The 26,101-nt window shown below is 62.0% G+C and carries 24 protein-coding genes and 1 tRNA gene; 9 read left to right on the forward strand and 16 right to left on the reverse strand.

Annotated features, from left to right (window positions below; translation table 11 throughout):
- Positions 1 to 27: 27 nt before the first annotated feature.
- The 3 genes from GJB56_RS13500 to GJB56_RS31920 all read right to left on the reverse strand — a co-directional run bounded on the left by GJB56_RS13500 (position 28) and on the right by GJB56_RS31920 (position 2,471).
- Positions 28 to 1,014 (reverse strand): alpha/beta hydrolase, encoded by a 987-nt coding sequence (locus tag GJB56_RS13500; protein WP_230091190.1) that lies wholly within the window; start codon positions 1,012 to 1,014, stop codon positions 28 to 30.
- Positions 1,011 to 2,015, reverse strand: a complete 1,005-nt coding sequence (locus GJB56_RS13505; protein WP_113683157.1) for an alpha/beta hydrolase — start codon at positions 2,013 to 2,015, stop codon at positions 1,011 to 1,013. The genes GJB56_RS13500 and GJB56_RS13505 overlap by 4 nt, the downstream gene beginning before the upstream one ends.
- Before the next feature lie 330 nt (positions 2,016 to 2,345).
- Positions 2,346 to 2,471: a hypothetical protein gene (locus GJB56_RS31920; RefSeq protein WP_019744544.1), complete on the reverse strand. Its 126-nt coding sequence runs from the start codon at positions 2,469 to 2,471 to the stop codon at positions 2,346 to 2,348.
- Positions 2,472 to 2,743: 272 nt separating this feature from the next.
- Between GJB56_RS31920 and GJB56_RS13510 the strand changes: the two genes are divergently transcribed.
- A complete protein-coding gene (locus GJB56_RS13510) occupies positions 2,744 to 3,865 on the forward strand; it encodes a winged helix DNA-binding domain-containing protein (RefSeq protein ID WP_113683158.1) in 1,122 nt (373 codons plus the stop codon).
- Positions 3,866 to 3,979: 114 nt separating this feature from the next.
- Complete coding sequence (locus GJB56_RS13515; protein ID WP_003945198.1) at positions 3,980 to 5,677, forward strand: fumarate hydratase; 1,698 nt, start codon at positions 3,980 to 3,982, stop codon at positions 5,675 to 5,677.
- 60 nt (positions 5,678 to 5,737) lie between these two features.
- On the opposite strand, the gene GJB56_RS13520 is transcribed toward GJB56_RS13515, so the two are convergent.
- From GJB56_RS13520 to GJB56_RS13550, 7 genes are all read right to left on the reverse strand, one after another.
- Complete coding sequence (locus GJB56_RS13520) at positions 5,738 to 6,088, reverse strand: hypothetical protein (RefSeq protein ID WP_020908500.1); 351 nt, start codon at positions 6,086 to 6,088, stop codon at positions 5,738 to 5,740.
- A gap of 52 nt (positions 6,089 to 6,140) precedes the next feature.
- Entirely contained in the window at positions 6,141 to 6,704 is a 564-nt protein-coding gene (locus GJB56_RS13525) for a mismatch-specific DNA-glycosylase (RefSeq protein ID WP_113683159.1), read from the reverse strand.
- A 20-nt stretch (positions 6,705 to 6,724) separates the two neighbouring features.
- Positions 6,725 to 8,053, reverse strand: coding sequence for a WS/DGAT domain-containing protein (locus GJB56_RS13530; protein ID WP_113683160.1), 1,329 nt, complete (start codon positions 8,051 to 8,053; stop codon positions 6,725 to 6,727).
- 32 nt (positions 8,054 to 8,085) lie between these two features.
- Positions 8,086 to 8,580, reverse strand: coding sequence for an SRPBCC family protein (locus GJB56_RS13535; protein ID WP_019744550.1), 495 nt, complete (start codon positions 8,578 to 8,580; stop codon positions 8,086 to 8,088).
- Positions 8,581 to 8,655: 75 nt separating this feature from the next.
- Positions 8,656 to 9,021, reverse strand: a complete 366-nt coding sequence (locus GJB56_RS13540) for a VOC family protein (protein WP_019744551.1) — start codon at positions 9,019 to 9,021, stop codon at positions 8,656 to 8,658.
- Positions 9,018 to 9,404 (reverse strand): phage holin family protein, encoded by a 387-nt coding sequence (locus tag GJB56_RS13545; RefSeq protein WP_019744552.1) that lies wholly within the window; start codon positions 9,402 to 9,404, stop codon positions 9,018 to 9,020. The genes GJB56_RS13540 and GJB56_RS13545 overlap by 4 nt, the downstream gene beginning before the upstream one ends.
- Positions 9,405 to 9,444: 40 nt before the next feature.
- Positions 9,445 to 10,410 carry an L-lactate dehydrogenase gene (locus GJB56_RS13550; protein WP_019744553.1) on the reverse strand — a complete coding sequence of 322 codons (966 nt, stop codon included), beginning with the start codon at positions 10,408 to 10,410 and terminating at the stop codon, positions 9,445 to 9,447.
- Between the two features lie 107 nt (positions 10,411 to 10,517).
- Here GJB56_RS13550 and GJB56_RS13555 point away from each other — a divergent pair, with 107 nt between their 5' ends.
- Entirely contained in the window at positions 10,518 to 11,387 is an 870-nt protein-coding gene (locus GJB56_RS13555) for a PE-PPE domain-containing protein (RefSeq protein ID WP_113683331.1), read from the forward strand.
- A 95-nt stretch (positions 11,388 to 11,482) separates the two neighbouring features.
- Positions 11,483 to 12,547, forward strand: coding sequence for a glycerophosphodiester phosphodiesterase family protein (locus GJB56_RS13560; RefSeq protein ID WP_113683332.1), 1,065 nt, complete (start codon positions 11,483 to 11,485; stop codon positions 12,545 to 12,547).
- A gap of 300 nt (positions 12,548 to 12,847) precedes the next feature.
- On the opposite strand, the gene GJB56_RS13565 is transcribed toward GJB56_RS13560, so the two are convergent.
- A tRNA-His gene (locus GJB56_RS13565) sits at positions 12,848 to 12,920 on the reverse strand.
- Positions 12,921 to 13,107: 187 nt separating this feature from the next.
- Between GJB56_RS13565 and GJB56_RS13570 the strand changes: the two genes are divergently transcribed.
- The gene (locus GJB56_RS13570; RefSeq protein WP_113683161.1) at positions 13,108 to 14,070 is read left to right on the forward strand and encodes a pseudouridine synthase; all 963 of its coding nucleotides are present in this window, start codon (positions 13,108 to 13,110) and stop codon (positions 14,068 to 14,070) included.
- A 16-nt stretch (positions 14,071 to 14,086) separates the two neighbouring features.
- Here GJB56_RS13570 and ychF read toward each other — a convergent pair whose 3' ends face one another.
- Together ychF and GJB56_RS13580 are read right to left on the reverse strand one after the other, a co-directional pair.
- Positions 14,087 to 15,166, reverse strand: a complete 1,080-nt coding sequence (gene ychF / locus GJB56_RS13575; protein WP_019744568.1) for a redox-regulated ATPase YchF — start codon at positions 15,164 to 15,166, stop codon at positions 14,087 to 14,089.
- Positions 15,167 to 15,236: 70 nt separating this feature from the next.
- A complete protein-coding gene (locus tag GJB56_RS13580) occupies positions 15,237 to 15,740 on the reverse strand; it encodes a CD225/dispanin family protein (protein WP_113683162.1) in 504 nt (167 codons plus the stop codon).
- Between the two features lie 89 nt (positions 15,741 to 15,829).
- On the opposite strand from GJB56_RS13580, the gene GJB56_RS13585 reads away from it, so the two are divergent.
- The 3 genes from GJB56_RS13585 to GJB56_RS13595 all read left to right on the forward strand — a co-directional run bounded on the left by GJB56_RS13585 (position 15,830) and on the right by GJB56_RS13595 (position 20,004).
- A complete protein-coding gene (locus GJB56_RS13585) occupies positions 15,830 to 17,407 on the forward strand; it encodes an FMN-binding glutamate synthase family protein (RefSeq protein ID WP_029255844.1) in 1,578 nt (525 codons plus the stop codon).
- Between the two features lie 111 nt (positions 17,408 to 17,518).
- Entirely contained in the window at positions 17,519 to 19,801 is a 2,283-nt protein-coding gene (locus tag GJB56_RS13590) for a carbon starvation CstA family protein (RefSeq protein WP_113683163.1), read from the forward strand.
- Positions 19,802 to 19,803: 2 nt separating this feature from the next.
- Entirely contained in the window at positions 19,804 to 20,004 is a 201-nt protein-coding gene (locus GJB56_RS13595; protein WP_019744572.1) for a YbdD/YjiX family protein, read from the forward strand.
- A 6-nt stretch (positions 20,005 to 20,010) separates the two neighbouring features.
- Here GJB56_RS13595 and GJB56_RS13600 read toward each other — a convergent pair whose 3' ends face one another.
- Positions 20,011 to 20,415, reverse strand: coding sequence for a hypothetical protein (locus GJB56_RS13600; RefSeq protein WP_113683164.1), 405 nt, complete (start codon positions 20,413 to 20,415; stop codon positions 20,011 to 20,013).
- A 152-nt stretch (positions 20,416 to 20,567) separates the two neighbouring features.
- On the opposite strand from GJB56_RS13600, the gene GJB56_RS13605 reads away from it, so the two are divergent.
- Positions 20,568 to 21,761 (forward strand): AI-2E family transporter, encoded by a 1,194-nt coding sequence (locus GJB56_RS13605; RefSeq protein ID WP_003945249.1) that lies wholly within the window; start codon positions 20,568 to 20,570, stop codon positions 21,759 to 21,761.
- Here the strand turns inward: GJB56_RS13605 and GJB56_RS13610 are convergent, their stop codons facing one another.
- Both GJB56_RS13610 and GJB56_RS13615 read right to left on the reverse strand, forming a co-directional pair.
- Complete coding sequence (locus GJB56_RS13610) at positions 21,762 to 24,740, reverse strand: AAA family ATPase (protein WP_113683165.1); 2,979 nt, start codon at positions 24,738 to 24,740, stop codon at positions 21,762 to 21,764.
- Entirely contained in the window at positions 24,737 to 25,912 is a 1,176-nt protein-coding gene (locus tag GJB56_RS13615; RefSeq protein ID WP_113683333.1) for an exonuclease SbcCD subunit D, read from the reverse strand. Before GJB56_RS13615 ends, GJB56_RS13610 begins: the two co-directional genes overlap by 4 nt.
- Between the last annotated feature and the right edge of the window lie 189 nt (positions 25,913 to 26,101).

Genomic DNA, 26,101 nt, shown 5'->3' on the forward strand with positions numbered 1-26,101 from the left:
AAGCGGAAACTCATCGCAAGGAATTACTCAAGCCGACAACGCAGAGTCGAGCATCGGCCAGGAGCGAACGAGTTCGTCGCGCCAGTACGGCCAACCGTGCGTCCCCACCGGTTGAGCGCTGCGGGTGACATCGACTCCGCGATCGCGCAACACCTGCGTGATCTGGTCGGTGCACAGGTTCGATCCCAGTTCCATGACCCCGCCAACGACCAGTACCCAGCCCAGGGCAGGAGTATCGAGAGTTTCGTGCGGGCCTGGTAGTCCCGATCCCGAGGCGAGATACACCTTGGTGCCGCGCAGCTTGTCGGCATTGGCGAAAATGTCGTGCTCTTGCCAAGCCTCACTGCCTGCCGGACCCCACATCTGCTCCGAACGGGCATTCCCGTTGATGACCACAAGATCGGTCAACGCCTTGCCGAATCCTCCGACGGTTGTGTAGCAGCCGCTGTAGCCCGCGACCGCGTCGTACAACCCGGCCGAGCGTTGGGCCAGGATCAGCGCGGCCTCTGCACCCATCGAGATCCCGCCGATTGCGTTGTGCCCGTTGGTTGCGAACCTCGTGTCGATCAGTGAGGGAAGCTCTTTCGTCAGGAACGTCTCCCATTTCAGACGACCGAATTTCGGGTGGTCTTCCTGCCAATCGGTGTACATGGTGCCGGTTCCACCGATGGGGAGTACGACGTTCACGTTTTTGTCGGCAAAGAACGGGACGATATCGCCGTTAGCCGGAGCCAGCCAGTTGTTCTCTTCGATCTGCCCGGAATTGCCGTCCAGGAGATACAGCGTCCCGCGCGGTTCCGAGCGGTCGGCAGGAAGCAGTACTTTCACCTGCATGGTGCGCCCCATGGCGGGACTCGCGACGTCGAGAAGAACCAAGCGCGAAGACAGTTCGGTGACACTTGTTATCTTCGGGGTCTCGTCGGCGAGCGCGGTCGAGGGCAACGCAAGTAGTGAAATCAAGGCGAGCGCGCCGACGAGAACGACGCTTCGAAGGCTTGCTCGATGGGGCCTCACACGCCGAGCGACGCGGCGATCATCGGCCACGAGTCGTGTAAGTCGTCTTCCCAGTATCCCCATGAATGCGTTCCTGCCGGCTTGAAGTTGTAGCGAATGTTGTTCATACCCAATGCGTTCGTCCTGTCCGCAAGCTGGGTGGTGCAGTAGTGAGTTGCCGCCTCGATTCCGCCACCGAGTACAAGCTGCAACGCCAAATCTCTGACGTCGTTGTCGATCCGTGGATCGGCAAGCGTGTCGTACGGACCCGGAATCCCGGTTGCGGTAGTGATGTACATCGGGATTCGAGTTAGCTTGTCCGCGTTGACAACCGGATCGTGAGCCGGCCAACCCGGGCCATCGTACGGACCCCACATGTTCTCCGCGTTGCCACCACCCACTGCGACCACGAGTTTCACGAAGTCCTGACCGATGCCTGGACTCGTCATCGCACACCCGCTGAAGGACCCGACACTGTTGTACAGCGCGGGCGCCGCCATAGCCAGATCCAGTACCGACGTGCCTGCCATCGACAAGCCGGCAAGTGCGTTCTCGCCGGTCGTCCCGAACGTCGAATCAATGACTGGCGGTAGTTCTTCCGTCAGGAACGTGGTCCACATGTTGACCCCGTTGTTGTTGCCGGATTCCGCGAGGCCGGGGTCCGGCCGCTCCCAATCGGTGTAGTAGCTGAATGCTCCACCGAGAGGGGTGACCACGTTGACGTGCTTGTCCGCGAAGAACTTCGGTGCATCGGTCCGCACCGACCACGTCGCGTCGTCTTTTCCTCCGTCCACTCCATTGAGTAGGTAGAGCGTCGGAGCGGGCGTGGAGGTATCAGCCGGCCGCAAGACCTGCAACGGAATGTCGCGCCCCATCGACGGTGAGTACACCGAGATGTCGACGAGCCTGCTGTCCACCGACTGAGCGTGACCCGGTGCCGTGAGGAGCTGGAGCCCACATACTGCCGTGGCCAACGCCACGAAGACGCGGAAAACCGTTCGCAAAGCACGAGTCTCGATCATCCGGGTCACTCTCTTCGGCAGCGGAACCTTTCGAACGGTACCGGCTGAAAGAGGCAAACCCGACGTGATCGGAAAAACTCGATTCGGTCGACCTAGTTCCGATCGACGCGGAAAGGCTCACGCACCGAGTGCGTGAGCCTTTCTCGTCAGACGACGCTTACTTGGGCGTAACCGTGCCGCCGCTGAGCGTGGTCAGTGCGTCGACGAGACGCTGACCGAGGTTGTTGACGCTTCCGATGGCTTCACCGAGAGATCCCATGAGTTTCCTCCTGCAGTTTGTCGAAATTGAAGTAACTACACCCGGAGCGGGCGTGGCAAAGTCGCGCTGAATTAGGGGGTGGGGTCTTTGGAGATGGTCTCTACCGATCCCATGAAGGTCTTGAGCAGACCGTCAGCGCTGAACAGTGATCCCAGGCCCTGAACAACAGCGCCGAGAATTCCTTCCATTGAACCCATGTGAATCTCCTTGAGAGGTCAGAGGTCAGCTGCCGAAAAGCACCCGACAGTGCTGTGACAGCTGCGTCACATCTGTAATGTATCCGTGACGTGGGTAACAGTAATCATACGAACGACCAGTTGGCAAAGGATTCCGACAATGGGGTCATTATTTCGACTAATAAGGTCTGCTACTGAAAAAATTCCGGACAATCGGTCGAATTTCACCGATTCTGTCGTCGCATTGATCAACTGCCCCAAATCCTGCGGTTACCCATCAGTAAACTGAAATCATGTCTAGCGCAACCTCACTCACGCAGGTGGCTAATTTCCGGTGGCACCGCCATCAACTCGACCGAGCGGCTGCCGGTGACGCCGATCACAGCGATTGCAGCATTCTCGATCTCGGGATTCAGAACACCGGACCTGACGGAGCCGCCTGGGCCCTGCGGATCCGCGGCGTCCGCGGCGACGTCACTGAGCTCGCTCTCGCCTGGACGTTGCGCGGCGCTCCCCACTATTACCGTCGGGGCGACCTGCCTGCCATCGCCGTCGCCACGTCGCCGTTCAGCGAGGCTGATGCAGCCAAGCGCATCTACGACGCGAATCGGCCCCTGAAGGCCGCCGGCATCCCGACGCTGAGTGCCCTGCAAACAGTTGCTACTGCGATGCGGGACATCGTCTCGAAACCAACCGTCAAGGGCGAGATGTCCGCGCAATTGACCACGCGGGTCACCGAGCCCTATTTGAGATTCTGCCGCCCGTGCAACGCCACTCATCTGTACGAGATGCCGTTCCGGCTCGCGGCACTCCAGGCAGGCCTCGAGCTACAGCCGGGCACATCTCCGCCAGTGCTCGAACGCATTCCGGGTTGGCGCCGACGCCCGTACACAGCCTCAGGTTCAGACGCCGATCCCCGCTTCGACGTGATTCGCGGGTATCTGCGCTTCTACGGCCCCGCCACTCCTGCTCACGTCGCGTCGTTTCTCGATGCCCCGGTCAAGGACGTCAAAGCCCACTGGGCCATCGATGCCGAGGAGATCGAGGTGAACGGCGAGAAGCGGTGGATTCTCGAACAAGACCGCGAAGACTTGCTCGGCTCCCCCTCCGATTCGAGTACGCGGTTGCTCGGGCCTTTCGATCCGTATGTACAGCTCAAGGATCGGGAGACCCTGGTGCCCGATCCGGCCGCCCAGAAGACGGTGTGGCCGACCCTCGGGCGACCGGGCACGGTGGTGGTCGGCGGCACGATCACCGGACTGTGGCGACCGCGGGCGTCCGGAAAGAAGCTGAAGGTCGCGATCACCCCGTGGGGAACGTGGTCACGATCGGCCCGTGCAGCAGTGGCCGAGCAGGCCGAAATACTTGCCGAATTTCGCGGCGTCGAGCTCTCCGAACTGGTCGAAGTATCTTGATCGAGCCAGTGGCATCCGGATAATTCCAGCTCACACCCGCCCCGATTCGGAGAAGGAAACCCCCAACGATAACCTGAATGCGACCTTCGCACGCACCCTTGTTCAGGAGAGATGATGGCCGACTTCCTCTATGAGGACCTGTTGCCGATCGGTGATGACACCACCGAGTACCGATTGCTCACCACCGAAGGGGTGTCGACAGTCGAGGGACCGGACGGCCGCACCTTCCTGCAGGTCGAGCCGGAAGCGATGCGCTTGCTGACCGAAACGGCGCTGCACGACATCTCTCATTACCTGCGCACAGATCACCTGACGCAGCTCGCGAGCATCCTCGACGATCCCGAAGCGTCGAACAACGACAAGTTCGTCGCGCTCGATCTGCTCAAGAACGCCAATATCGCCGCTGCCGGCGTTCTGCCGATGTGCCAGGACACCGGAACCGCCATCGTCATGGGCAAGCGTGGACAGCATGTGCTCACCCCCGGCGACGACGAGAAGTCCATTGCCCGCGGTGTCTACGACGCCTACACGCGTCTGAACCTGCGCTACTCGCAGAACGCCCCCATCACGATGTGGGACGAGAAGAACACTGGCAACAACTTGCCCGCGCAGATCGAGCTGTACGCCGATACTGCTGCCGGACATGAGAACTCGTACAAGTTCCTCTTCATGGCCAAGGGCGGCGGCAGCGCCAACAAGTCCTACCTGTACCAGGAAACCAAAGCGATCCTGAACCCCGACTCGATGATGCAGTTCCTCGAGGCAAAGATCCGCTCGCTCGGTACCGCTGCCTGCCCGCCGTACCACCTTGCAATCGTCGTCGGCGGCACGTCGGCCGAGTTCGCGATGAAGACAGCCAAGTACGCGTCCGCGCACTACCTCGACGAGCTCCCCACCGAAGGCGCCATTACGGGCCGCGGCTTCCGCGATCACGAACTCGAGAAGAAGGTCTTCGAGCTCACGCAGAAGATCGGCATCGGCGCACAGTTCGGCGGTAAGTACTTCTGCCACGACGTCCGCGTCGTTCGACTCCCCCGCCACGGCGCTTCATTGCCCGTCGCCATTGCGGTGTCGTGCTCGGCCGATCGACAGGCGAAGGCCAAAATCACGCCGGAGGGCGTGTTCCTGGAACAGCTCGAATTCAACCCGGGCCGTTTCCTGCCCGAGGTCACGGACGCTCAGCTCGACGAAGAGACCGATGGCATTTCGGGTACCGGCAAGGGCGCTGCGGTCAAGATCGACCTCACCAAGCCCATGGCCGAGATCCTCGCCGAGCTGTCCAAGCACCCGGTGAAGACTCGTCTCTCCTTGACCGGTCCGCTCGTCGTGGCACGCGACATCGCGCACGCCAAGATCAAAGAGCGTCTCGACGCAGGCGAAGAGATGCCGCAATACCTCAAGGATCACCCGGTGTACTACGCCGGCCCCGCCAAGACACCCGACGGTATGGCGTCCGGTTCGTTCGGCCCGACCACAGCCGGCCGTATGGACTCGTACGTCGAGCAGTTCCAGGCCGCCGGTGGCTCGATGATCATGCTGGCCAAGGGAAACCGCTCCAAGCAGGTCACCGACGCCTGCAACACCCACGGCGGTTTCTACCTCGGATCCATCGGTGGACCGGCAGCACGCCTGGCACTCGACTGCATCAAGAAAGTCGACATCCTCGAGTACGCCGAACTGGGGATGGAAGCCGTCTGGAAGATCGACGTCGAGGACTTCCCCGCGTTCATCGTCGTCGACGACAAGGGCAACGACTTCTTCGCCCATACCGGTGAAGTGACCCTGACGATCGGTAAGCGTCCAGGCCTGTAGACACGTCAACAGCAAAGAGCCCCGGCGAGTTTCGATCGCCGGGGCTCTTTTGTGTCTTTGTCAGGTCCAGAGCGCGGCCACGAATACGGTCACGATCGACAAACCGCCGACGACGTGTACCAGATTCGGATTGGGCTGGCCCTTCTTCTGCTTCGCCCGGGTGATCTCGGCAAGCGCCACGATGACCAGCGAAAGCACCAACTTCACAGCGATTTTCGCGTGAATGTAGTTCTTGTCCAGGGCGCCTTCGCCCAACCCGACGATGATCAGGCCGGACACGAACTGCATCCTGGCACCCCACACCATGACCTCGGTGATCGAAGGAGCCTTGAGGACGGTGAAGTAGCTGCCGACCAGGGCAGCCATACCGAGTAGGTGAATCACTACAAAGATGTTGTATAGAACAGACATGCAAGCACCTTAACTTGTACTTTGTTCTGGCCGAACGGAACTGCGACTTCTCTCAGAGAATTCCGGCTTCGGATGCGGCGGAACGATACTTCGCTGCCAATGTGTCCACCGTCTCGTGTGCGTTGAGGCCACTGGGATTGGGCACGATCCACAGTTTTGCCCCCTCGAAATCACGGTCTTGGCGCCCGGCCTTCGCCTTCTTGTCACCGAAAGCTGTTCGATAGGCGGTGATCCCGGCGAAGGCAACGACTACTGGTTTGGTTGCGCGCACGATGTTTCGGACCCGGACTCCGCCTGTTGCGAGCTCCTGCGACGTCAATTCATCTGCGCGCGCAGTTGCCCGCACCGCCAAGTTGGTGATCCCCACTCCCCGATCGATCAGATGTTGTGTGTCAGCGTCCGACATACCCGCGGAGGGATCGATCGCATGCTCGATGATGCCTGCCCGCAGCAGTGCCGGATAGAACCGATTACCCGGCCTCGCGAAATGCGCGCCCGTCGCGGCAGTCCACAGTCCCGGATTGATACCGACGAACAACAGCCGACAATTCGGCCCGATCAGATCCTCGATCTCGGCGTCTCGGAAAGACTCCAGCTCGGCGCGCGTGAATCCCATGCTCCCAGTACATCAGGCCGTCACGACAGCGCCTCGCGCACCTCGTCGATCGCGTCGTGCATCATCTGCTCGTACACGTCGATGTCCGCGATCGAGGCCGGACTGCTGGTGATGCTGATCGTCACCGTGTCCCCGATCCCGTGTACGCCGTGGGTCAACGACATGACCGGTGACAAACTCGGGAAGCCGGCGGTGAACCGAACGACGCCGCCTCCGAGCATCAGATCCGCGTCACCGCGCGCGACGCTCGACACCACGGTGTTGCCGGTGACCTCGTCGGGCACTGCCGTGAAATCGTATTGCTGCACGCCCCAACGGACCAGCGGGCCGGGAACCGCGTTCAGCGCGAGATCCGAAGCTGCGCTGGACGGATGGGATGCCCGTGCGCGGCGCTCGTCCATCGACTCCTTGATCAGTTGGGCTCGCTCACGGAGGTCATCGAAGTCCGGAAACAGTCCGACACCTGCATTGCGGAAGTGGTTGCGCGCCGTGGGTGTACCCGCCTTGGCGATGGTCACCTCAGCTCCCAGTTCCGGCGGTACCGAGCCGTCTCGCTCGGTGAGGTAATTCGCCATCGCTAGCGAGATGGCTGTCATCGCTCCGACTGTGACGGATACGCCGTCGCCACGGAAATCTGCGCTGTCCCGCACGACCATGCGCACCAGTCGGTGAGATCCAGGCGGGATGTTGGAGCGCACCTTGGGACGGCTCGCCGCCTGCGGCGCAACAACTCCCGATTCGGTGTCCGCCTGCAGCTGTAACTGCGCTCGGTGCCCCGCCCGGCCGTCGCGGAACAGCGAAACAAGTTGACCCGGAAGGCGCAGGGCGGCGCGGCCCAGAATCTCGGCTGATCCGCTACGCCGCACGTCCGTCTTCTGCTGCGCGGGCGGTTGCGGCGAGAACAGCTGGCGAGCAATCGCCGACGCGCGTTTGCCGTCCGCCAGAGAATGAGCGACCTGCAGAACTGCGATCAGCGCCGGGCCGCTACAACGCGGCGCGCCGGTGACGCCGTGGAACAGGTGAAGCGTCCACGGGGACTCACGCGGGTCGACGTGGTTTTCGAGAAGCTTTTCGATTCCGTGAATACACGATGGCCACGAGTCATCCGGCAGCTCATGCACTCTCACCAACGAGGCATCGACCGGCATGGGATCCCAGAGCGGATAGTCGAGATGCCACGGTGATTCACGAATCCGAACATTGAGATCCGGAATGAGCGACGCTCGTTCCACCACCGAGCGTCGTAGCTCGTCGATCGACTGGCTCTGCCCGTCGAAACAGTAGAGCAGTAGTTGATCGTTGGGGATCTTCTCCGAAATCCAGAAGGTTTGGGCATCGGTGGGCGTCATCCGTAACACCGGGAGACGGTACCACCGGCTCGTCAGCCCTTTTCGGCAGCAGCTTTCAGCTGGGACAGGCCCTTCTCGAAATCCTTTCCGACGAGCTTGTCCATGCTGAAGATGAAACCGAAGATCTTGAAGAACAGATTCTTCTTTCCAGTCATCTTCCACGTCACCTGAACTTCACCGGCATTGGGAGAGGCACCGGCATTCGGAGAGATGAGAAAGGTGGTGACGTTCTGTGCCTTGAACGGCTTGAGGAAGGCCAGGTCCAAAACTACGCGTTCGTCTGGGACGGATTCGGTTATCACCATCGAACCGGAGCCTGCCTTCTTGTTTCCGGCCCAGGCGTACGAAGCCCCGACGCCCGCGTCAGGACCCGCGTACGTGCGCTGCATTGCCGGGTCGAGACCTTCCCAGGGCGACCACTGCGTCCACTGGTGGAAATCGTTGATCAACGCGAAGACGACCGATGCTTCTGCCTTGACGATCGTCGTACGTTCTACCAGGAATTCGTCGGAATTCTGCGAAGCCATCGTCGATCTCCAATTCTCGGGCGTGACAAGTGTTCGGAATTATCCACGGTCGACGAGATCGGGGCGAGTCGACACTCAGTCGCGCAGACACAGGCAGAAGTGGTGACCGACTGGGTCGCGGTAGACGCGGAAAGTCTGATGCTCCGGGATGCCGGTCACCCGCTGCGCACCCAGGCTGATCACCCAAGCCTCCGCGGGGTCGAGAGAATCGACGAGCAGATCCAGATGGATTCCGACGCCGGATGTCGGCCAGTCGACCGGAACAAAATCCGGAGCAAGCTGAAACGCGAGCCGCTCGCCGGCGGGTCCTTCGATCACGTGCCAATCATCTTCGTCCCGAACGCTTTTCCAGTCGAGGACCTGGACGTAGAAGTTGGCCAATGCAGCCGGATCCGGGCAGTCCAAGACTGAGTAGTCCATACCGATGTTCGGACGCGTCACTGAGCCTTCTTCTCCTGAACTTTCTTACGCACGAACAACAACGGAAGCACCAGCGTCGCAAGTGCTGTTACCAGCCACACGACGACTGTTCCCAGAATCCACGTCGAGACACCGGAGATCGACAGATTGGAGAAGAGCGACGCCACCAACAGAGCGACAAACGTCGACACCAATCCGATTCCGCCGAGAAATGCTGGTGCGTGGCGCTTTGCCACTGTCGCGATGAACGGCGCCAGGACCGACTGCGCTATCGCAAAGATCACGACCGCAACGATGAATCCGGATGTGGGCGCCGAGAAGCCCGAAAGAATCAACGACGCAACAAGAAGCCCGACAGCGGCAGAACCCAGGAAGATCGCGGCGCGAATCAGGAAGCTGATCATTTGTTGATCCTATATGTCGGAAATCGAGCAGAACAGATATTCACAATCCCAGAGATTCCTGCACCTCTCGCAATGTACGGGCCGAAGATCGGAGCCCCGAAGCCTCTTTTTCTGAAAGCGGTACCTCGAGGACTCGACCGGCACCCGCACGACCAACCATCGTGGGAAGGGACAGGCAAACGCGCTCGAGTCCGTGGACACCGGTCTGCAAGGTCGATACCGGAAGAACCCGTTGTTCGTCCCGCAACACGACTTCCGCGATGAATGCGCTCGACAATCCGATGGCGAGGTTGGTCGCACCCTTTCCTTCGATGATCTCGTAAGCACTCTCGACCACAGACTTCGCGACATTCGCGCGTAAGTCGGGGCCGAGGACGCCGCCCGACGGTCCCACGAACGAGGTTGCCGGCACCCCGCCGATGGTTGCGCTCGACCAGAGCGGAATCTCGGAGTCCCCATGCTCGCCGACGATGAAGGCATGGACGTTCTCGACCGCGACTCCGAGTTCGGTGGCCAGCAGGAATCGCAATCGGGCCGTGTCGAGCACCGTCCCCGATCCGAAAATTCGGCTGCGGTACGACGGTCCCGCAGCCTGGATCGCTGCGTAGGTCGCCACGTCGACCGGGTTGGTGACGAAGAGTAGAACCGCGTCCGGTGACACCGCCAATAGTTGTTCGGTCAGAGTCTGTGCAATCTTGACGTTCACCGCGGCAAGTTCGAGCCGCGACTGGCCGGGATGCTGTTTTGCGCCCGCGGTGACGACGACCAAGTCGGATCCCGCGGTGACCGAGATGTCATCACCTCCCTCGACGGTGCACGGCGGTGTGAACTGGGTGCCGTGGTTGAGATCGAGAACTTCGGCGCGGACCTTTGCACTGTTGGTGTCGTAGAGGGCGAGCGCGTCGGCTGATCCGCGTATCAAGCACGCGTACGCAATCGCAGTGCCGACGCTTCCCGCACCGACAACGGACACTTTTCGCCTGGATGAACGATTCGGCGTCGTCATGGGTAAATGGTGCTCGCTCGATAACGATTTCGCAGCACAACGGATTGCCAGTCTCTTCTCAGGGTTTGGAAGCCGACCTCTCAGAATTGACGTGGATCATCGCTGGCATGGCTGAGGTAACCGTTCTTGCAGTTGGCGGCACCGGCGAATCCCACGTCGGCGACCACGGCGACCGTGTGCGCGGACTCCTCAGTGCCGTCACCGACGAACTCGACAGTCGATTCGATTCTCGCTGGGTCGCCTATCCCGCTTCGTACGGCCCAGTCGCCGACGGCGGCCTGAGCTTTCGGCACAGCACCGCGATGGGTGTGAAGGCCCTCTCGACCGCAATCGCAGAGACAGACGGCCCAGTCATGCTGATCGGATACTCACAGGGATGCACCGTGATCCGCGCGGCTCTTCCGACATTTACTTCTCCGACGACTTCTCCGACGCTGAACGGCGCCAACATCATCGGAGTCGGACTGATCTCCGATCCACAACAACCGACCGGCGTCATCGAAGGTTGCGAGGGACACGGAGTTGCCGGCGACGGACCCGAAGTCCAGCCGTGGATTCCGGTCAAGTGGATCGGGCACCCACAGGACATGATCTGTAATGCCAGCGACGACAGCTACATTCGCGACATCGCAGACTTGACGCGCTGGATGTCCTTCTCCCAGGCACGCGTGTGGGCACAAAAAGTTTGGGAACTACTTCGTAGCAATGCTTTCCAGAATGCGCAGAAGACTCGTTTCAGTCCGAAACAATGGCGCACCGATCTACGACGCATTCGCACCGCGTTCCTCGAAGTCCTCGGCTATCTGCCGACGCGGTTGAACCTGAACCGCTTTCAGCTCGAGAACCCTCGCGGCGGTAGACACATCAGCTACGCGATCGAACCTCTCGACGAGAGCGGACTGACCGGGTGCGAGCTTCTGGCGTCGTGGATGAAGGTCCAGGCGAACGGCGTCGAGCAGCGCGTTCACGCAGCCTGACCTTTACCGTTAGTTTACCTAACGAACCCCGGCGAGCCATTCGACGCCCTTACGTTCCTTTCATGCAACTGAGCAGAATATTGTCGTGTGCCGCCGTGACCGTCGCACTCCCCCTCACCGCCCTGGCGACCCCGGCCGGCGCATCGCCAACCGGCAGTCTCGACTGGTCCGGTTCGTTCGGTAGTTCAGCACCCCAGCCGGTTTCGACGTTCGACGTCCAAGCCCACCGCGGCGGGCTCGGCCTGTACACGGAGAGCAGCCTGGCCGCGTTCTCCAATGCTCTCGAAATGGGCGTCAGCACACTGGAACTCGATACCCAGATCACCGAAGACGGGATCGCTGTCGTCACGCACGATCGTAAGATCTCGAACAAGAAATGCCTCGACACCGAGCCCGCCACTACCGGCGACCCGGAGTTCCCGTACGTCGGCAAATTCGTCAACACGCTGAGCCTGCAACAGATCAAGACCATGGACTGTGGCACGCTCCCCCTTGCCGGATACCCTGAGCAGCAAAATGTTCCGGGAGCGAAAATGCAGACACTCGAAGAAGTGCTCGCTCTGGTGAAGTCGTACAACGCACCCGGAATCAAGCTCAACATCGAGACCAAGGTGGAAGCGGGAGCGCCCCACGAGACCGCCCCGCGTGAGCAGTTCGTCTCTGTAGTCCTCGATACGATCCGGGCAGCCGGATTGTTGGACAGCGTCACCATTCAGAGCTTCGACTGGGGCTCGCTCATGCTCACCCGTCAACTCGCGCCGAGTGTGCCCGTGGTCGCGCTCACCAACGGTGACTTTCTCCAGGTAGGCAAGGACGGAGCGTCACCGTGGCTCGGCGGTCTGGACATCGATGATTTCGGTGGCGACGGCATCGCGGCGGTGGCAACCTTCGGCGCCTCCGCCTACTCCCCTGTCCAAGGAACTCCCCAGGGTGGAAAGGTCGGCGACCCCGGCTTCGCCTTGTACCCGACAGCCGACATGATCGCGAGCGCACATGCGCGTGGCATGAAGGTCATCCCGTGGACCGTCGATGATCCCGCCACCATGCACGCCCTCATAGACCTGGGTGTCGACGGAATCATCACCGATTACCCTGACCGTCTCCGCGCCGTCCTGTCCGAGCGCGGTATGCCGCTACCAGCGCCTGCGGTCAAGAAGTAACCTCCACCGCGCACCGAAGCAGGTACCTGAACAGGTACTTCGGCCGATGTCCGCGGGGTGTCGCCGGACGCATCCTGGACAGGTACTTGCTCGGGTGATCGGAGGTGAATTCTGATGATGTCTTTGAAGGATCAGTTGGACAACTGCGAATACCTACTTGCCGACGCGGAAATGGCGGGTGACTGGAATGCTGTTCGGCGATTCAGGGAATACCGGCTGAGGCTCGTTCGACAACTGTGCAGGCAAAGGGCTGCCGGTCTCTGCGCCTAGAGTCCTCACGTCAGCCGTATCTGAACTGAGTCCCTCTGGGCGGTTACGATCCGCCGTCGCCCGAGTCACAGTCGGGTGCTCTCACCAATTGAGCTACAGAAGGTATGGACCGCAGTGCTTTTCGACTGCGATCTTTCTCTGCCGAACCATACGGGCCCACATCTCGCCTGCGCTACTGATTTTCGACTCGACGATCTCTGGTGATCACCGCTCCGAGTTGGTCCCCACGTCCCCGCGGGGACGTCTCCGGCCAGGCCGCACCGAATCACCGCTGACCAGCAGTCGATGGGATGATTACCTGTGTGTCCATGTCCCCACCGCTGCCCGTCAAGAACGGGGTTGGCCCGACGCGTCTACGCATCCCGCTCTCTGGGCCATGGACGACGATCGCCGAGTACGTCGTAGCCAAGTTCGACCATCTGGACGCCGAAAACCTGTATCGGCGGTTCGATGACGGCGAGTTCGTGGGTATCGACGGCCACCCGATCTGCCGGAGCACCGAGCTCAGCGCGCACCGGTTCGTCTGGTACTACCGCGAGTTACCGGCGGAGGACCCGGTGCCGTTCCGCGAGGAGATCCTGCACCTCGACGACGATCTCGTCGTGATCGACAAACCACATTTTCTCCCGACCACCCCCAGCGGGCGTTACCTGCGCGAGTCGGCGCTCGTCCGACTGCGGGTCCGCCTCGACAACCCAGATCTGACCCCGATCCATAGACTCGACCGCGGCACCGCAGGGGTGGTGATGTTCTCGGCCCGCCCCGCGACGCGCGGCGCGTACCAGTCACTGTTCGAGAAGCGGCAGGTCACGAAGGTCTACGAGGCGGTGTCGGCGCGACCGTCCCGGTGGGGCCAGGATGCGCCAGCGCTCGACGTCCCTCTCGTTTACCGCAACCACATCGAAGCTCGACGCGGCGAGTTGCGGGTCGTCGTCGACGACAGCCGTGAACCCAACTCCGAGACCACGATCGAGGCGCGAGGGATGGGCGTGAGCGCCTCCGGACGTGCTGTGCTGCACACGGTTCTACGTCCGCAGTCCGGACGGATGCACCAGTTACGGGTGCATCTGGCAGCTCTCGGCGCCGGGATCCTGGGCGACCGGCGATACCCCGACCTGCTTCCCGACGCCCCGGACGATCATTCCCTCCCACTCCAATTGCTCGCGAGGGAACTCGAATTCACCGACCCGTTGACTGGGAGAGCGCGGCGGTTTGTGACACGTCGGACGCTCAGCGAGTTGCCCGTGGGGTGAGGACCAGAAGCCGGATTTAGACGTTGAAGCGGAACTCCACCACATCGCCGTCGGCCATGACGTATTCCTTACCCTCCATGCGGACCTTGCCTGCAGCCTTGGCTGCGGCCATGGAACCCGCCTCGACGAGGTCGTCGAAGGACACGATTTCAGCCTTGATGAAGCCGCGCTCGAAGTCGGTGTGAATGACGCCGGCAGCCTGGGGCGCGGTGTCACCCTTGTGGATGGTCCAGGCGCGAGCTTCCTTCGGACCAGCCGTCAGGTAGGTCTGCAGTCCGAGGGTGTGGAAGCCGGTGCGCGCGAGAGCGTGCAGGCCCGGCTCGGTCTGACCGATCGAGTCGAGCATTTCCTGGCGGTCTTCCTCGTCGAGCTCGAGGAGTTCCTGCTCGACCTTCGCGTCGAGGAACACAGCGTCGGCCGGTGCGACGGATGCGCGCAATTCCGCAACCTTCGCTGCGTCGGTGAGCACAGACTCGTCGGCGTTGAAGACGTACAGGAAGGGCTTGGTGGTGAGCAGGCTCAGTTCACGCAGCAGCGAGAAGTCGAGCTTGTCCTTGACGCTGAACAGCGTCGTGCCCTCGTTGAGGAAGGCCTGAGCCTTGAGTGCCTCGTCGTGGGCCGGCTTGAGCTCCTTGTTCTTGCGAGCTTCCTTGTCCAGACGCGGGAGCGCCTTCTCCAAGGTCTGCATGTCGGCGATCACGAGCTCGGTCTCGATGACTTCGATATCGGAGGCCGGGTCGACCTTGCCGTCGACGTGGATGACGTCGTCGTCGGCGAAGACGCGAACTACCTGGCAGATGGCGTCCGCTTCACGGATGTTGGCCAGGAACTTGTTGCCAAGGCCTGCGCCCTCGGACGCGCCCTTCACGATTCCCGCGATGTCGACGAACGACACGGTCGCGGGGAGGATGCGCTCGGAGCCGAAGATCTCGGCGAGCTTCTGCAGCCGCGGATCGGGCAGCTCGACCAGGCCGACGTTGGGTTCGATGGTCGCGAACGGGTAGTTCGCTGCCAACACGTCGTTGTTGGTCAGTGCATTGAAAAGGGTGGACTTGCCGACGTTGGGCAGTCCGACGATTCCGAGGGTAAGGCTCACGGTCTGTGGATTCTACGGCCTCGCGGCGACGTGACGGGTACTCGCCCCACCGTCACGTCGCGGCAGGTGATCAGTTGTAGGTATACGAATCGACGGACGACACGATCGCAACCAGGAAGATGACGTAGAACGCGATGAACAGCACCCAGCAGATGACGGCTATGAGGAGCGAGATCTGCCCGAGCTTCTTCACGCGCTCGGACGCGTACTGCGCGCCCTGGTGATCGCCCATCGCCCACTTCGGGTAGATGTCGTGGAGATGGTTGAACGCGGCGAACGCGATAGGCCAGAAGAACAGGATCGACGCGACGGCCCATCCCGCGTTGGACTTCGGCGGACCGTACTGAGGCGCCGTGTACGTGGGTGCGGCGCTGTACTGCTGGGTCGCGCTGTACTGCTGACCGGTCGGATACTGCTGTCCGGCTGAGTACTGCGGGTCGGTCGGGTACTGCTGGCCCGTCGGATACTCCTGGCCTGCTGAATATTGCTGACCGGCTGAATACTGCTGGCCCGCCGGATACTGCTGCTCCTTCGGATCCTGCGGGTCGGTCGGATATTGCGGTTCGGTCATCATTCCCCCAAAGAGTCGGATTCGGTTCTCTATCGCAGAACCTAGTGGAGACTTACCGCTGCCGTGTCACAGTGGGCGCCTACGCTCTCGAGGTGACTCGGATGCTGATCGTGCTCTTGATATGGATAGTGGGTCTCGGCACCGCCGCGCTCGCAATTGTCGCCTCGCCCGGATGGTGGGTGATCGCTGTCGTCACTCTCGCGCTGGCGGCGATGGGCACCTATGACCTCACTCAGAGGTCCCACAGCATCCTCCGTAACTATCCGGTCCTGGGGCACGCGCGATTCCTCCTCGAGAAGATTCGACCGGAGATCCAGCAGTACTTCGTCGAATCATCCACCGATGGAATGCCATTCGATCGCGAAACGCGAGATCTGGTTTACGAGCGCGCAAAGGGAACACTGGCGGAAGAGCCCTTCGGGACCGAGCGCGACGTCAATGCGATCGGCTACGAGTTCATGACGCATTCGATTCGCGCACGGACCGCCCCCGACACCGTTCCGCGAGTTCGCCTCGGCGGACGCGATTGCACGAAGCCGTACGACATCGCTCTATTGAACGTCTCCGCGATGAGCTTTGGGTCGTTGTCCGCCAACGCAATCGAGGCCCTCAACGCCGGCGCCGCCAAAGGCGGCTTCGCCCACGACACCGGCGAAGGCGCGATCAGTCCGTATCACCGCAAACACGGCGGCGATCTGATCTGGGAAATTGCCTCGGGATACTTCGGATGCCGAACCGAGGACGGCCGATTCGATCCTGACCGGTTTGCCGAGCGTGCCGGCCTCGATCAGGTGAAGGCCATTTCGATCAAGCTCTCGCAAGGTGCGAAACCCGGGTTGGGTGGCGTGCTTCCCGGAGTCAAGGTCTCACCCGAAATCGCCGAAACCCGCGGGGTACCCGTCGGCCAGACCGTGATTTCGCCACCCGCGCACACCGCGTTCAGCACTCCGGTCGAACTGGTCGATTTCATCGCGACCCTGCGAAAACTGTCGGGAGGCAAGCCAGTCGGTATGAAACTGTGCGTCGGCTCGCGTCGTGAATTCCTCGGAATCTGCAAGGCGATGATCGAACGCGGCATCACGCCCGACTTCATCATCGTGGACGGTTCCGAAGGCGGCACCGGCGCAGGTCCGGTGGAATTCGAGGACCACATGGGCATGCCGTTGACCGAAGGCCTGATGCTCGTGCACAACGCCTTGGTGGGAACCGGTCTGCGCGCTCTCGTGAAAGTCGGCGCTTCCGGAAAGGTGGCGAGCGGTTCCGACATCGTCAAACGCATCATCCAAGGCGCAGACTTCACGATGGCTGCCCGCGCAATGATGTTCGCAGTGGGCTGCATTCAGGCCCAGATGTGCCACACAAACCGCTGCCCGGTCGGCGTTGCCACTCAGGATCCGGCACGCACCCGCGCACTCGACATCCCCGACAAGAGCGAGCGCGTCTACCGCTTCCAGAAGGCAACTGTCGCCAGCGCACAACAGATGATCGCGTCGATGGGCATCGATTCGTTCGACCAACTGCAACCGGGAATGCTCAACCGCCGCGTCGACGGTCTCACCACGCGTACCTATGCCGACCTGTTCGACTGGCTGATGCCGGGCGAACTGCTCGACTCCCCGCCGCAGAGCTGGCTCACCGATTGGATCGACGCCGACGCTCACCGATTCTGACGCCGGTCGACTCCCGCGCCACAGATCGCGCGGATTCACCCGTCTGGTCCTACAGTGACAGATGGCCCGCTGTGACGGCGGCCACACTGCACTAGTGGACGGAGTTCGACGATGAGCTTGACGACTGCGCCGGAACCAAATGTCGAGTACCTGAAAACCGATCCTGACCTGCCACCTGTCGGCGTCATCGACAAAACACCCATTTCCACCACTGCGCGCGTCGTCTTCCTCGTTCTCGGACTGGTCGGCGCGGGCTCCTGGTACATGATTGCGATCGTCCGCGGTGAACACATCAGCGCCGTGTGGTTCGTGTTGGCCGCAATCTGTACCTATCTGATCGCCTACCGCTTCTATGCGCGGTTGATCGAACGCAAGATCGTCAAGCCCCGCGACGACGTCGCAACTCCCGCCGAAATCATGGAGAACGGCGCCGACTACATGCCGACCGACCGTCGGGTGCTGTTCGGTCACCACTTCGCGGCAATCGCCGGTGCCGGTCCCCTGGTCGGACCCGTCCTGGCCGCGCAGATGGGATATCTTCCGGGAACGATCTGGATCATCGTCGGCGTGGTGTTCGCCGGGGCGGTGCAGGACTTCATGGTCCTGTGGATCTCGTCGAAGCGCCGCGGGCGCAGCCTCGGTCAGATGGCCCGCGAAGAACTCGGCCTCGTCGGCGGCGTCGCCGCATTGATCGGCGTGTTCGTCATCATGATCATCCTCATCGCGGTGCTCGGACTTGTGGTCGTCAATGCGCTCGCCGAGTCCCCGTGGGGTGTGTTCTCGATCGCGATGACCATCCCCATCGCCCTGTTCATGGGCGTGTACCTGCGGTATCTGCGGCCGGGCAAGGTTTCCGAAGTCTCCCTGATCGGCGTCCTCCTACTCCTCCTGGCCATCGTCTCCGGTGGTTGGGTAGCCGATACCGGTTGGGGCGCAGACTGGTTCACACTCTCGAAGGTCACCATTGCGTGGCTGATGATCGCGTACGGATTCGCCGCTTCGGTGCTGCCGGTCTGGCTGCTCCTGGCACCGCGCGACTACTTGTCGACGTTCATGAAGGTCGGCACCATCGCATTGCTGGCCATCGGAATTCTGGTCGCACGACCCGCGCTGAACATGCCTGCAGTGACGCCGTTCGCCTCCAACGGCGAAGGCCCGGCCTTTGCCGGTTCACTGTTCCCGTTTCTGTTCATCACCATTGCCTGTGGCGCACTCTCGGGCTTCCACGCGCTGATCGCGTCCGGCACGACACCGAAGCTGCTAGAGAAGGAAAGCCAGACCAAGATGATCGGGTACGGCGGCATGCTGACCGAATCGTTTGTCGCGATCATGGCTCTGGTCACCGCCTGCATCCTCGATCAGCACCTGTACTTCGCACTCAATGCTCCCGCGGCGCTGACCGGTGGAACACCGGAAACCGCAGCCGAATACGTCAACAATCTGCCCCTCGGCACCGCCCCCATCACACCGGACGTGCTGACGCAGGCAGCCGAGGCCGTCGGGGAAGAATCGATCATCTCGAGAACCGGCGGCGCCCCGACCCTCGCGTTCGGCATGTCCGAAGTGCTCAGCGACGTCTTCGGCGGTGACTCGCTGAAATCGTTCTGGTACCACTTCGCGATCATGTTCGAGGCTCTCTTCATCCTCACCACGATCGATGCCGGCACTCGCGTCGCTCGATTCATGCTCTCGGACTCGCTCGGCAACTTCGGCGGTCCGGCAAAGAAGTTCAAGGACCCGTCGTGGCGCATCGGCGCGTGGCTGTGCTCGCTGATCGTGGTCGCTGCGTGGGGCGCAATTCTGCTCATGGGTGTCACCGATCCGCTCGGCGGAATCAACACGCTCTTCCCGCTCTTCGGCATCGCCAACCAACTTCTGGCCGCGATCGCACTGACGGTGGTCATGACGATCGTCATGAAGAAGGGCCTGTTCAAATGGGCCTGGATCCCCGGCGTGCCATTGGTGTGGGACCTGGTCGTGACTATGACCGCGTCGTACCAGAAGATCTTCTCCGACAACCCCGCGATCGGTTACTGGGCTCAGCACAACGTGTTCAAGGATGCGAAGGCCGCAGGTGAGACGGCGCACGGTTCTGCGAAGACTCCGGAGGCCATCGATGCCGTCATTCGCAACACCTTCATTCAGGGCACGTTGTCGATCATCTTCGCGTCACTGGTGATCGTCGTGGTCATCGCCGGGATCATCGTATGTGCCAAGGCAATCCGGGCCGGTGGGCTGCCGACCACCGAGTCCCCGGAGGAACCGTCGAAGATCTTCGGTCCCGCAAGCTTCATTCCGACGCCCGCGGAGAAGGAAATCCAGAAGGAATGGGACGAGCTCATCAAAGCCGGGAAAGTCCGGGCACCCGGCGCCGCGCACGGAGGTGGGCACTGACCATGACGATGACGGCAAAACTCACCACAGCGTTCCGCGGAACGCTGTGGTGGGTTCGCTCGGTGATGGGTGATCTCGACTATCAGCGCTACGTCGAGCACACCCGACGCCACCACGCCGACTCACCGGTGATCAGCGAACGAGAGTTCTGGCGCCGCCGGCACGCAGCAGCCGACGCCAACCCGGGCGCCCGCTGCTGCTGAATCCGGTCAGGGGCAGGTGGCCTTCGCGAGGTCGTAAATGTGGCCGGCCTGCTCGTCGGTGGGCTTGTTGCCGTTGTTCTCGGCCAGGTCGGTGATCTTGGACTTGACCTCCGCCTCGTCTGTGCCGTTGGCGACCTCGTTGCACGTGGTCGTCAAGATCTCCTCGATGTCTGCGTCGTCGCGGTTCTCCGCCAATGGTGCGTAAGCCCCACGGAAGGTGGCGACGAACAACGCCGTCTTGCCCTGGTCGATGGCGTTGCCCGCTGACTGCTTCGCCGTCTCGAGCGCCTGTTGCCCGCTCGTGACTGCCTCGCTGATCTTGTTCTGCGCGTTGTCCTGGTCCTCGGTGCTACACGCGGTGAGCCCGAGAACGACGATTGCTGCTGCCCCGACTGCTGCTGCGATTCTCATGACGGAAATGTTAGTCCGCCTGGCATGCTTCAAAACACAGTATTGAAGCGCAACACACGAGTTATCGCATGCAGTCGTTACGATCAGCTCAGCTAGATCACCGGATTCGCACATCGGCGAGGAGATCCCTGCGCCGACGGAAAGGACGATCAGTGAGCGAGCAAGACAAGGGGACGTCCGCAGGGGTGCGAAAGCGCGACCGCGGCGAGATCATCGGGCAAGGGGGTATGTGGCTCGCAAAGTGGTCGTTGGTGTTGGCATCGATTTCGCTGGGCGCCTGGATTTTCGGTTGGCTGATCGAAAAGCTCTGGGTCATCATCCTGCCGGTGGCTCTGGCAATCGTCGTTGCGACAGTCATGTGGCCGCCGACCCGCGGAATGATCAAGCGCGGTATGCCACCGGCCGCGGCAGCCGGCATCACCCTGGTCCTCTCGATCGGAATCTTGGCCGGTGTGATCGCAGGCATCGTTCCGTCAGTGGTCAGCCAGGCCCCCGAGCTCGCGAACAAGACCACCGAGGGCATCAATCAGGTTCAGGACTGGCTCCAGGGTCCGCCACTGAATCTGAAGGACGACCAGATCGACAACGCAGTCCATGCCGTCATCACGAAGGTGCAGGAAAGTGGAACCGCCATCGCTTCAGGCGTTTTCAGCGGTGTGAGCACGGCGAGCTCGTTGTTGGTCACGCTCGGTTTGGTCCTGATTCTCGCCTTCTTCTTCATCAAGGACGGACCGAGGTTCATCCCCTGGCTGCACGCTGTCGGCGGCGGCCGCGCCGGTCGGCATCTCGAAGAGGTCCTCACCCGCATGTGGGACACGCTCGGCGGATTCATCAGGACTCAAGCACTGGTGAGCCTGATCGACGCGGTCTTCATCGGCGCCGGATTGCTCATCCTCGGGGTCCCGCTGGCACCGGTGCTGGCAATTCTGACGTTCATCGGTGGATTCATCCCGATCGTCGGTGCGTTTGTCGCCGGCGCCCTGGCCGTGTTGGTTGCGTTGGTGGCAAACGGCCTAACCACCGCCATCATCGTGCTGATCATCATCCTGGCCGTTCAGCAGATCGAAGGAAACGTCCTTCAGCCTGTGCTGCAGAGCAAGTCGATGAAACTCCACGCCGTCATCGTGCTGCTTGCCGTGGCCGCCGGTAGCTCGCTGTACGGCATCGTCGGCGCCTTCCTCGCAGTGCCCGTCGCCGCTGTTGCAGCAGTTGTCATCCGCTACATCGGAGAGCAGATCGACGAACGCGCAAGCGACAACGAGCCGATGCCCGCCGGCGATGCCTCGGACATCCTCGAAGATCAAGACGACGACGCCGAGTCAGAGGTAGAGAATAAAAAGGCCTGATCAGCCCGCGATCACCTTCACCGAGGAGCCTGCACGTCCGCGAATGACGTGCAGGCGACTCGGGATTCGCTGCCTCATCTCGTCCACGTGACTGACGATGCCCACCACTCGTCCTCCGTCGCGAAGCTCGTCCAACACAGCCATCACCGAGTCGAGGGTGTCGGCGTCGAGGGTGCCGAATCCTTCGTCGATGAACATCGTGTCGAGAACGATTCCGCCGGACTCCGCCGCAACCACATCGGCGAGTCCGAGCGCCAAAGACAATGACGCCAAGAATGATTCACCGCCCGAGAGCGTCTTCGCCGAGCGAACGACGCCCGTGAAGTCGTCCCGGATGTCGAGTCCCAGACCGCCGCGGCGACCCCGAGATCCTGCCTCGTCACTGTGCACGAACTCGTACCGTCCCCCGGACATCCGCTGCAGACGAACCGATGCCGACACGGCGATCTCTTCCAACCGCGAAGCGAGCACATACGCTCGCAGCGACATCTTGCGACTGTTCTGACCTTTACCGGCGATCACGTCTGCGAGGGCAGCGAGTTCGTCGTGCAGTTCACGCTCAGGTGCAACCGCCTCGTAGGCCTTCTCGAGTTGTCCGCTGAACCGTTCGAGATCCGACACACGGTTCTCGGCCAGGGAAGCGGCCGCAACAGCGGAGTTCACCACCTCGGCGCACTGAAGCGCGAGGCCGCGAGGGCCGTTCACGTCGACGGTCTCGACTTCACCCACCGCAACAACCTCGGGGTCGTCGAGGACAGTCCGGGCGGCAACCTCGAGGTCACGCGCCTTGGCGAGTTCCGTTTCGATCGCCGCGATTCGGGCAGGCGATCTCACCCCTCCGATCGCAGCCTCGACCGAATCGAATCCGGCAGCGGCCGCAGCAGCGGACAGTTTGGCCGACAGTTCCGCCGATCGGGCCTGCGCACGAACGGCGTCGTCGCGCATTTCGGACGCCGCCGTGGCAGCGGATGCAAGGCCTTCGAACCGCGAGCGCCGAGCAGCGATGGTCGAATCTTCTCCCACCGCAGCAACGATCGCCGCTCGAATCTGCTCGACCGTCGCTGACAGAGTCGTCCTACGCTCGGCAAGTGCCGCCAATTCGGCTGTCAGAGAAGCGGATTCCTGTTGCAGTTCGGTGTCACGCCCATTGAGTTGCGCAAGTTTTTGTGCCAGCACTCCAACCTGACCGGCAGAGTGTGTCGCCTCGTCGACGGCGTTCCGTGCCTCGGCGCGGAGCCTGTCGAGTTCTTCGGAATCGCCGTCTCCGCCGCGCGCGATCACCCGGTCGATGTCACGTTCGACGGTTACCTGGCGATCGGCCACCTTGCTGAGGGCTTTCTCGGCCGCACGCTCGGCCGCTGACGCGGCTTCCAGATCGGGCTCGGTGACCGTGACGACATCCGACTGAGCCAGCGCAGGGTGTTCACGCGAACCACACACCTGGCATGGGTCACCAGGCGCGAGTGAACTCGCCAACTCCGCCGCCATGCCCTCGATACGCTTTTGCACCAGGTCGAGCCAGCGCCCGCGAGCACTCTGATGGGCGTCGCGCGCATCCAACACCTGCACACGAATCTTCTCGGCTTGCGCACGCAGAGAAACGATTTCATGGGCCGCCGTCGCAGCATCCGACGCTTTTACGAGTGCAGCCTCGAGGCCAGGCAGAGCCGCGTGCGCGCGTTGCGCATCCTCCAGTCGTTGGCCGGCCGAGCGCACCAGTTCTGGCAGTTGTGTGCGTTCAACCGCGATGGCATCGATGCGCTCGGACAGGGAGTCTCGCCGAACTCCGAGTTTCTCGATCTCGGCTTCTGCCGCATCGGCTCGGCGAGCGTCCTCCGCCATTGCGTCCAGGCGAACGATCTCGTCACGCCAGGTCCGGATCCGAGCTACGACGCGTTGCCGCTCATCGTCGGTGGGTGGCCACACCTCCGGCACGAAAATCTCCGGACCGTCGAGTGCGGAGTAGGTCGACATCGCTGTGGTCATCGATTCGAGTGCGGCAGCGAGGTGCAAGCCGGCAGCGTCCACATCGCCGGCGACAGCGGCCACCGGCAGTGCGCGCTTGGCGGTCTCGAGTTCAGCGCCGATCACAGCTCTTTGGGCGGCGCCCGTATTGAATGCTGCGAGCTCAGCGGTCGCACGATTACGGCGCGCTACCAGATCTGCGGTTCGCTGCGCTGCCGACAGAACCCGATTAGCCTCGGCTGCTGCATCTTTCGCGGTCACCAGCTCCGCGAGACTTGCATCGCGGGTGTCCTGAGCCTCGGCGAGGAGTTTGCGCGACCATTCCAGTGGGTGTGCCTCGGCGCCCACCTCGAGTCCCGCAGCTGTCTCGACCTTCGCGAGCAGCAGTCGCACGGATTGCTCCCTGGCCGCGAGCGCGGTCGCACTTGCCTTTCGTTTGGCGTCGAACCATGCCTCGACGGAGACAAATCGCTTGGTGTCGAACAGACGCTCGAGCAGTTTGCCTCGCTCGTCGCTTTCGGCACGCAGGAATTTGGCGAACTCACCCTGTGGCAAGAGCACCACCTGGAAGAACTGATCAGCGCTCATGCCCATGAGGCGGTTGATTTCGTCACCGATATCAGGGATGCGCGATAGGTTTTCGCCGCGGCCGTCCAACCACGTCAGTGTGGCCTTTGCATTCTCTGTGATCGAACCGGTGCCACGCTTCTTCGGGCGCGAATACTCTGGACTACGAACAAGTTTGATTCTGCGACCACTGATGGTCGCTTCGAGTTCCACGCGCGGCACCGAACCGGCAGGCGCATGATCGGACAGTAGCCGTTTGCCCTCGTTGCGCGCACCCGGAACCCGCCCGTACAGGGCAAAGGAAACCGCGTCGAGGATCGTGGTCTTGCCTGCACCGGTGTCGCCGTGCAGAAGGAACAGCCCGTCTGCACCCAATCGGTCGAAGTCGACCTCGACAGTGTCGGCAAAGGGCCCGAAAGAGCTGACTTCGAGTTTGTGAAGCCTCACGCGGTTTCACTCAGTTCTACCGTGGACTCCTCGGCGCGCGCGGCAGCGCTGAGCGCTTCGGCCATCAACGTGACCTCCCGCTCGGACGGGTCACTACGCACGGCCGAGACAAAGCCACGGGCGATCTCCATGTCGGTTCGACCCCGTACCGCGTCGCGATACTTGAGATCCGATTGTCCTTCCGGCCTTTGCCATTCGAGGTGAACGGCAAAGGGGAAACGTGCCTGGAGCTGCCTCATGGCATCGACGGGACGAACCGGATCAGTGAGCAAAGCGGAGACGTAGCACTGCTCGGAATCGGCGTACTTCGACTCGGTGAGAAGTTCCTCGAGAGTTCCCGTCACCTGGCTCAGCCCTCGAATCACCGGAAGATCGAGGCGCTGCACCGACGACAGACCGGCTGTGTCGAGTTCGATCAAAAGCGCAGCCTTGCGGTGGCTGCGCTCACCGAACGAATACGGCAACGGTGAACCTGAGTAGCGGACACTCTCCGAGAGCATCTGGGGCGAATGCAGATGCCCCAGCGCAACGTAGTCGACACCGGCAAACTCGCCCACTGCGACGGTCTCCACTCCGCCGACCGAAATGGAGCGTTCCGATTCAGACGCCTCACCGCCCACGACAAAGGCATGCGCGAGCAGTACCGACCGTGTCGACGGGTCGGTAGTCGTTCGTTCGGCGAGATCTCGCCGAACACGCGACATTGCCGCACCGAGGATGTCGGAATGAGTACGAGCCCGGGGCACGTCCAACTCGACGCGCGTGATCTCCGGCTCGAGATACGGAATCCCGTAAAACGCGACAGGCCCGAACTGATCACTGAGCATCACCGGAGTACCGATCTGGCCGACTCGGGTGATCAAGTGCAATCCGCCGGCAGCTGCAAAGGACGCCCCGGCACCGAGCCGCACCGCGGAATCGTGGTTGCCGGACGTGGCGACGATGACCGCTCCGGCCGCCCGGATTGCCTCGAAGCCTCGATTGCACACCGTGACCGCGTCGGAACTGGGAATTGAGCGGTCGTAGATGTCACCGGGCACGACCACGACGTCAACACCGTGTTCGCGGACGGAATCTGCGATGGAACCGAGCACACTCGCCTGATCGGCCAACAGATCGACGCCGTGAAAGGTGCGACCTATGTGCCAATCGGAGGTGTGCAGAATCTTCATGAATCCGACGGTAGAGCAGCCCACCGACACTGCCGATCTCCCACGCTGACGGCTTCGACGGTGTGCCCCAACCCACGAACGTCCGGTGACCCTGCACACAATCCGTCCGGTTCGTTTGGCGAAGAACCCGAAACCATCGCGCCATCGCGCCGATAAATGCGCCAGCCACGACCCGCACAAACACGGCCG

The organism is Rhodococcus sp. AQ5-07, from assembly GCF_009707305.1.
Taxonomy (GTDB): Bacteria; Actinomycetota; Actinomycetes; order Mycobacteriales; family Mycobacteriaceae; genus Rhodococcus_F; species Rhodococcus_F erythropolis.

What these genes read in the sequence shown, in the direction of transcription:
- GJB56_RS13505 (WP_113683157.1), bottom strand. Translation starts at nt 2,015, where the DNA reads ATGATCGAGACTCGTGCTTTGCGAACGGTTTTCCGCGTCTTCGTGGCG.
- GJB56_RS31920 (WP_019744544.1), bottom strand. Translation starts at nt 2,471, where the DNA reads ATGGGTTCAATGGAAGGAATTCTCGGCGCTGTTGTTCAGGGCCTGGGA.
- GJB56_RS13510 (WP_113683158.1), top strand. Translation starts at nt 2,744, where the DNA reads ATGTCTAGCGCAACCTCACTCACGCAGGTGGCTAATTTCCGGTGGCAC.
- GJB56_RS13515 (WP_003945198.1), top strand. Translation starts at nt 3,980, where the DNA reads ATGGCCGACTTCCTCTATGAGGACCTGTTGCCGATCGGTGATGACACC.
- GJB56_RS13520 (WP_020908500.1), bottom strand. Translation starts at nt 6,088, where the DNA reads ATGTCTGTTCTATACAACATCTTTGTAGTGATTCACCTACTCGGTATG.
- GJB56_RS13525 (WP_113683159.1), bottom strand. Translation starts at nt 6,704, where the DNA reads ATGGGATTCACGCGCGCCGAGCTGGAGTCTTTCCGAGACGCCGAGATC.
- GJB56_RS13530 (WP_113683160.1), bottom strand. Translation starts at nt 8,053, where the DNA reads ATGACGCCCACCGATGCCCAAACCTTCTGGATTTCGGAGAAGATCCCC.
- GJB56_RS13535 (WP_019744550.1), bottom strand. Translation starts at nt 8,580, where the DNA reads ATGGCTTCGCAGAATTCCGACGAATTCCTGGTAGAACGTACGACGATC.
- GJB56_RS13545 (WP_019744552.1), bottom strand. Translation starts at nt 9,404, where the DNA reads ATGATCAGCTTCCTGATTCGCGCCGCGATCTTCCTGGGTTCTGCCGCT.
- GJB56_RS13550 (WP_019744553.1), bottom strand. Translation starts at nt 10,410, where the DNA reads ATGACGACGCCGAATCGTTCATCCAGGCGAAAAGTGTCCGTTGTCGGT.
- GJB56_RS13555 (WP_113683331.1), top strand. Translation starts at nt 10,518, where the DNA reads ATGGCTGAGGTAACCGTTCTTGCAGTTGGCGGCACCGGCGAATCCCAC.
- GJB56_RS13570 (WP_113683161.1), top strand. Translation starts at nt 13,108, where the DNA reads ATGATTACCTGTGTGTCCATGTCCCCACCGCTGCCCGTCAAGAACGGG.
- GJB56_RS13580 (WP_113683162.1), bottom strand. Translation starts at nt 15,740, where the DNA reads ATGATGACCGAACCGCAATATCCGACCGACCCGCAGGATCCGAAGGAG.
- GJB56_RS13590 (WP_113683163.1), top strand. Translation starts at nt 17,519, where the DNA reads ATGAGCTTGACGACTGCGCCGGAACCAAATGTCGAGTACCTGAAAACC.
- GJB56_RS13595 (WP_019744572.1), top strand. Translation starts at nt 19,804, where the DNA reads ATGACGATGACGGCAAAACTCACCACAGCGTTCCGCGGAACGCTGTGG.
- GJB56_RS13600 (WP_113683164.1), bottom strand. Translation starts at nt 20,415, where the DNA reads ATGAGAATCGCAGCAGCAGTCGGGGCAGCAGCAATCGTCGTTCTCGGG.
- GJB56_RS13615 (WP_113683333.1), bottom strand. Translation starts at nt 25,912, where the DNA reads ATGAAGATTCTGCACACCTCCGATTGGCACATAGGTCGCACCTTTCAC.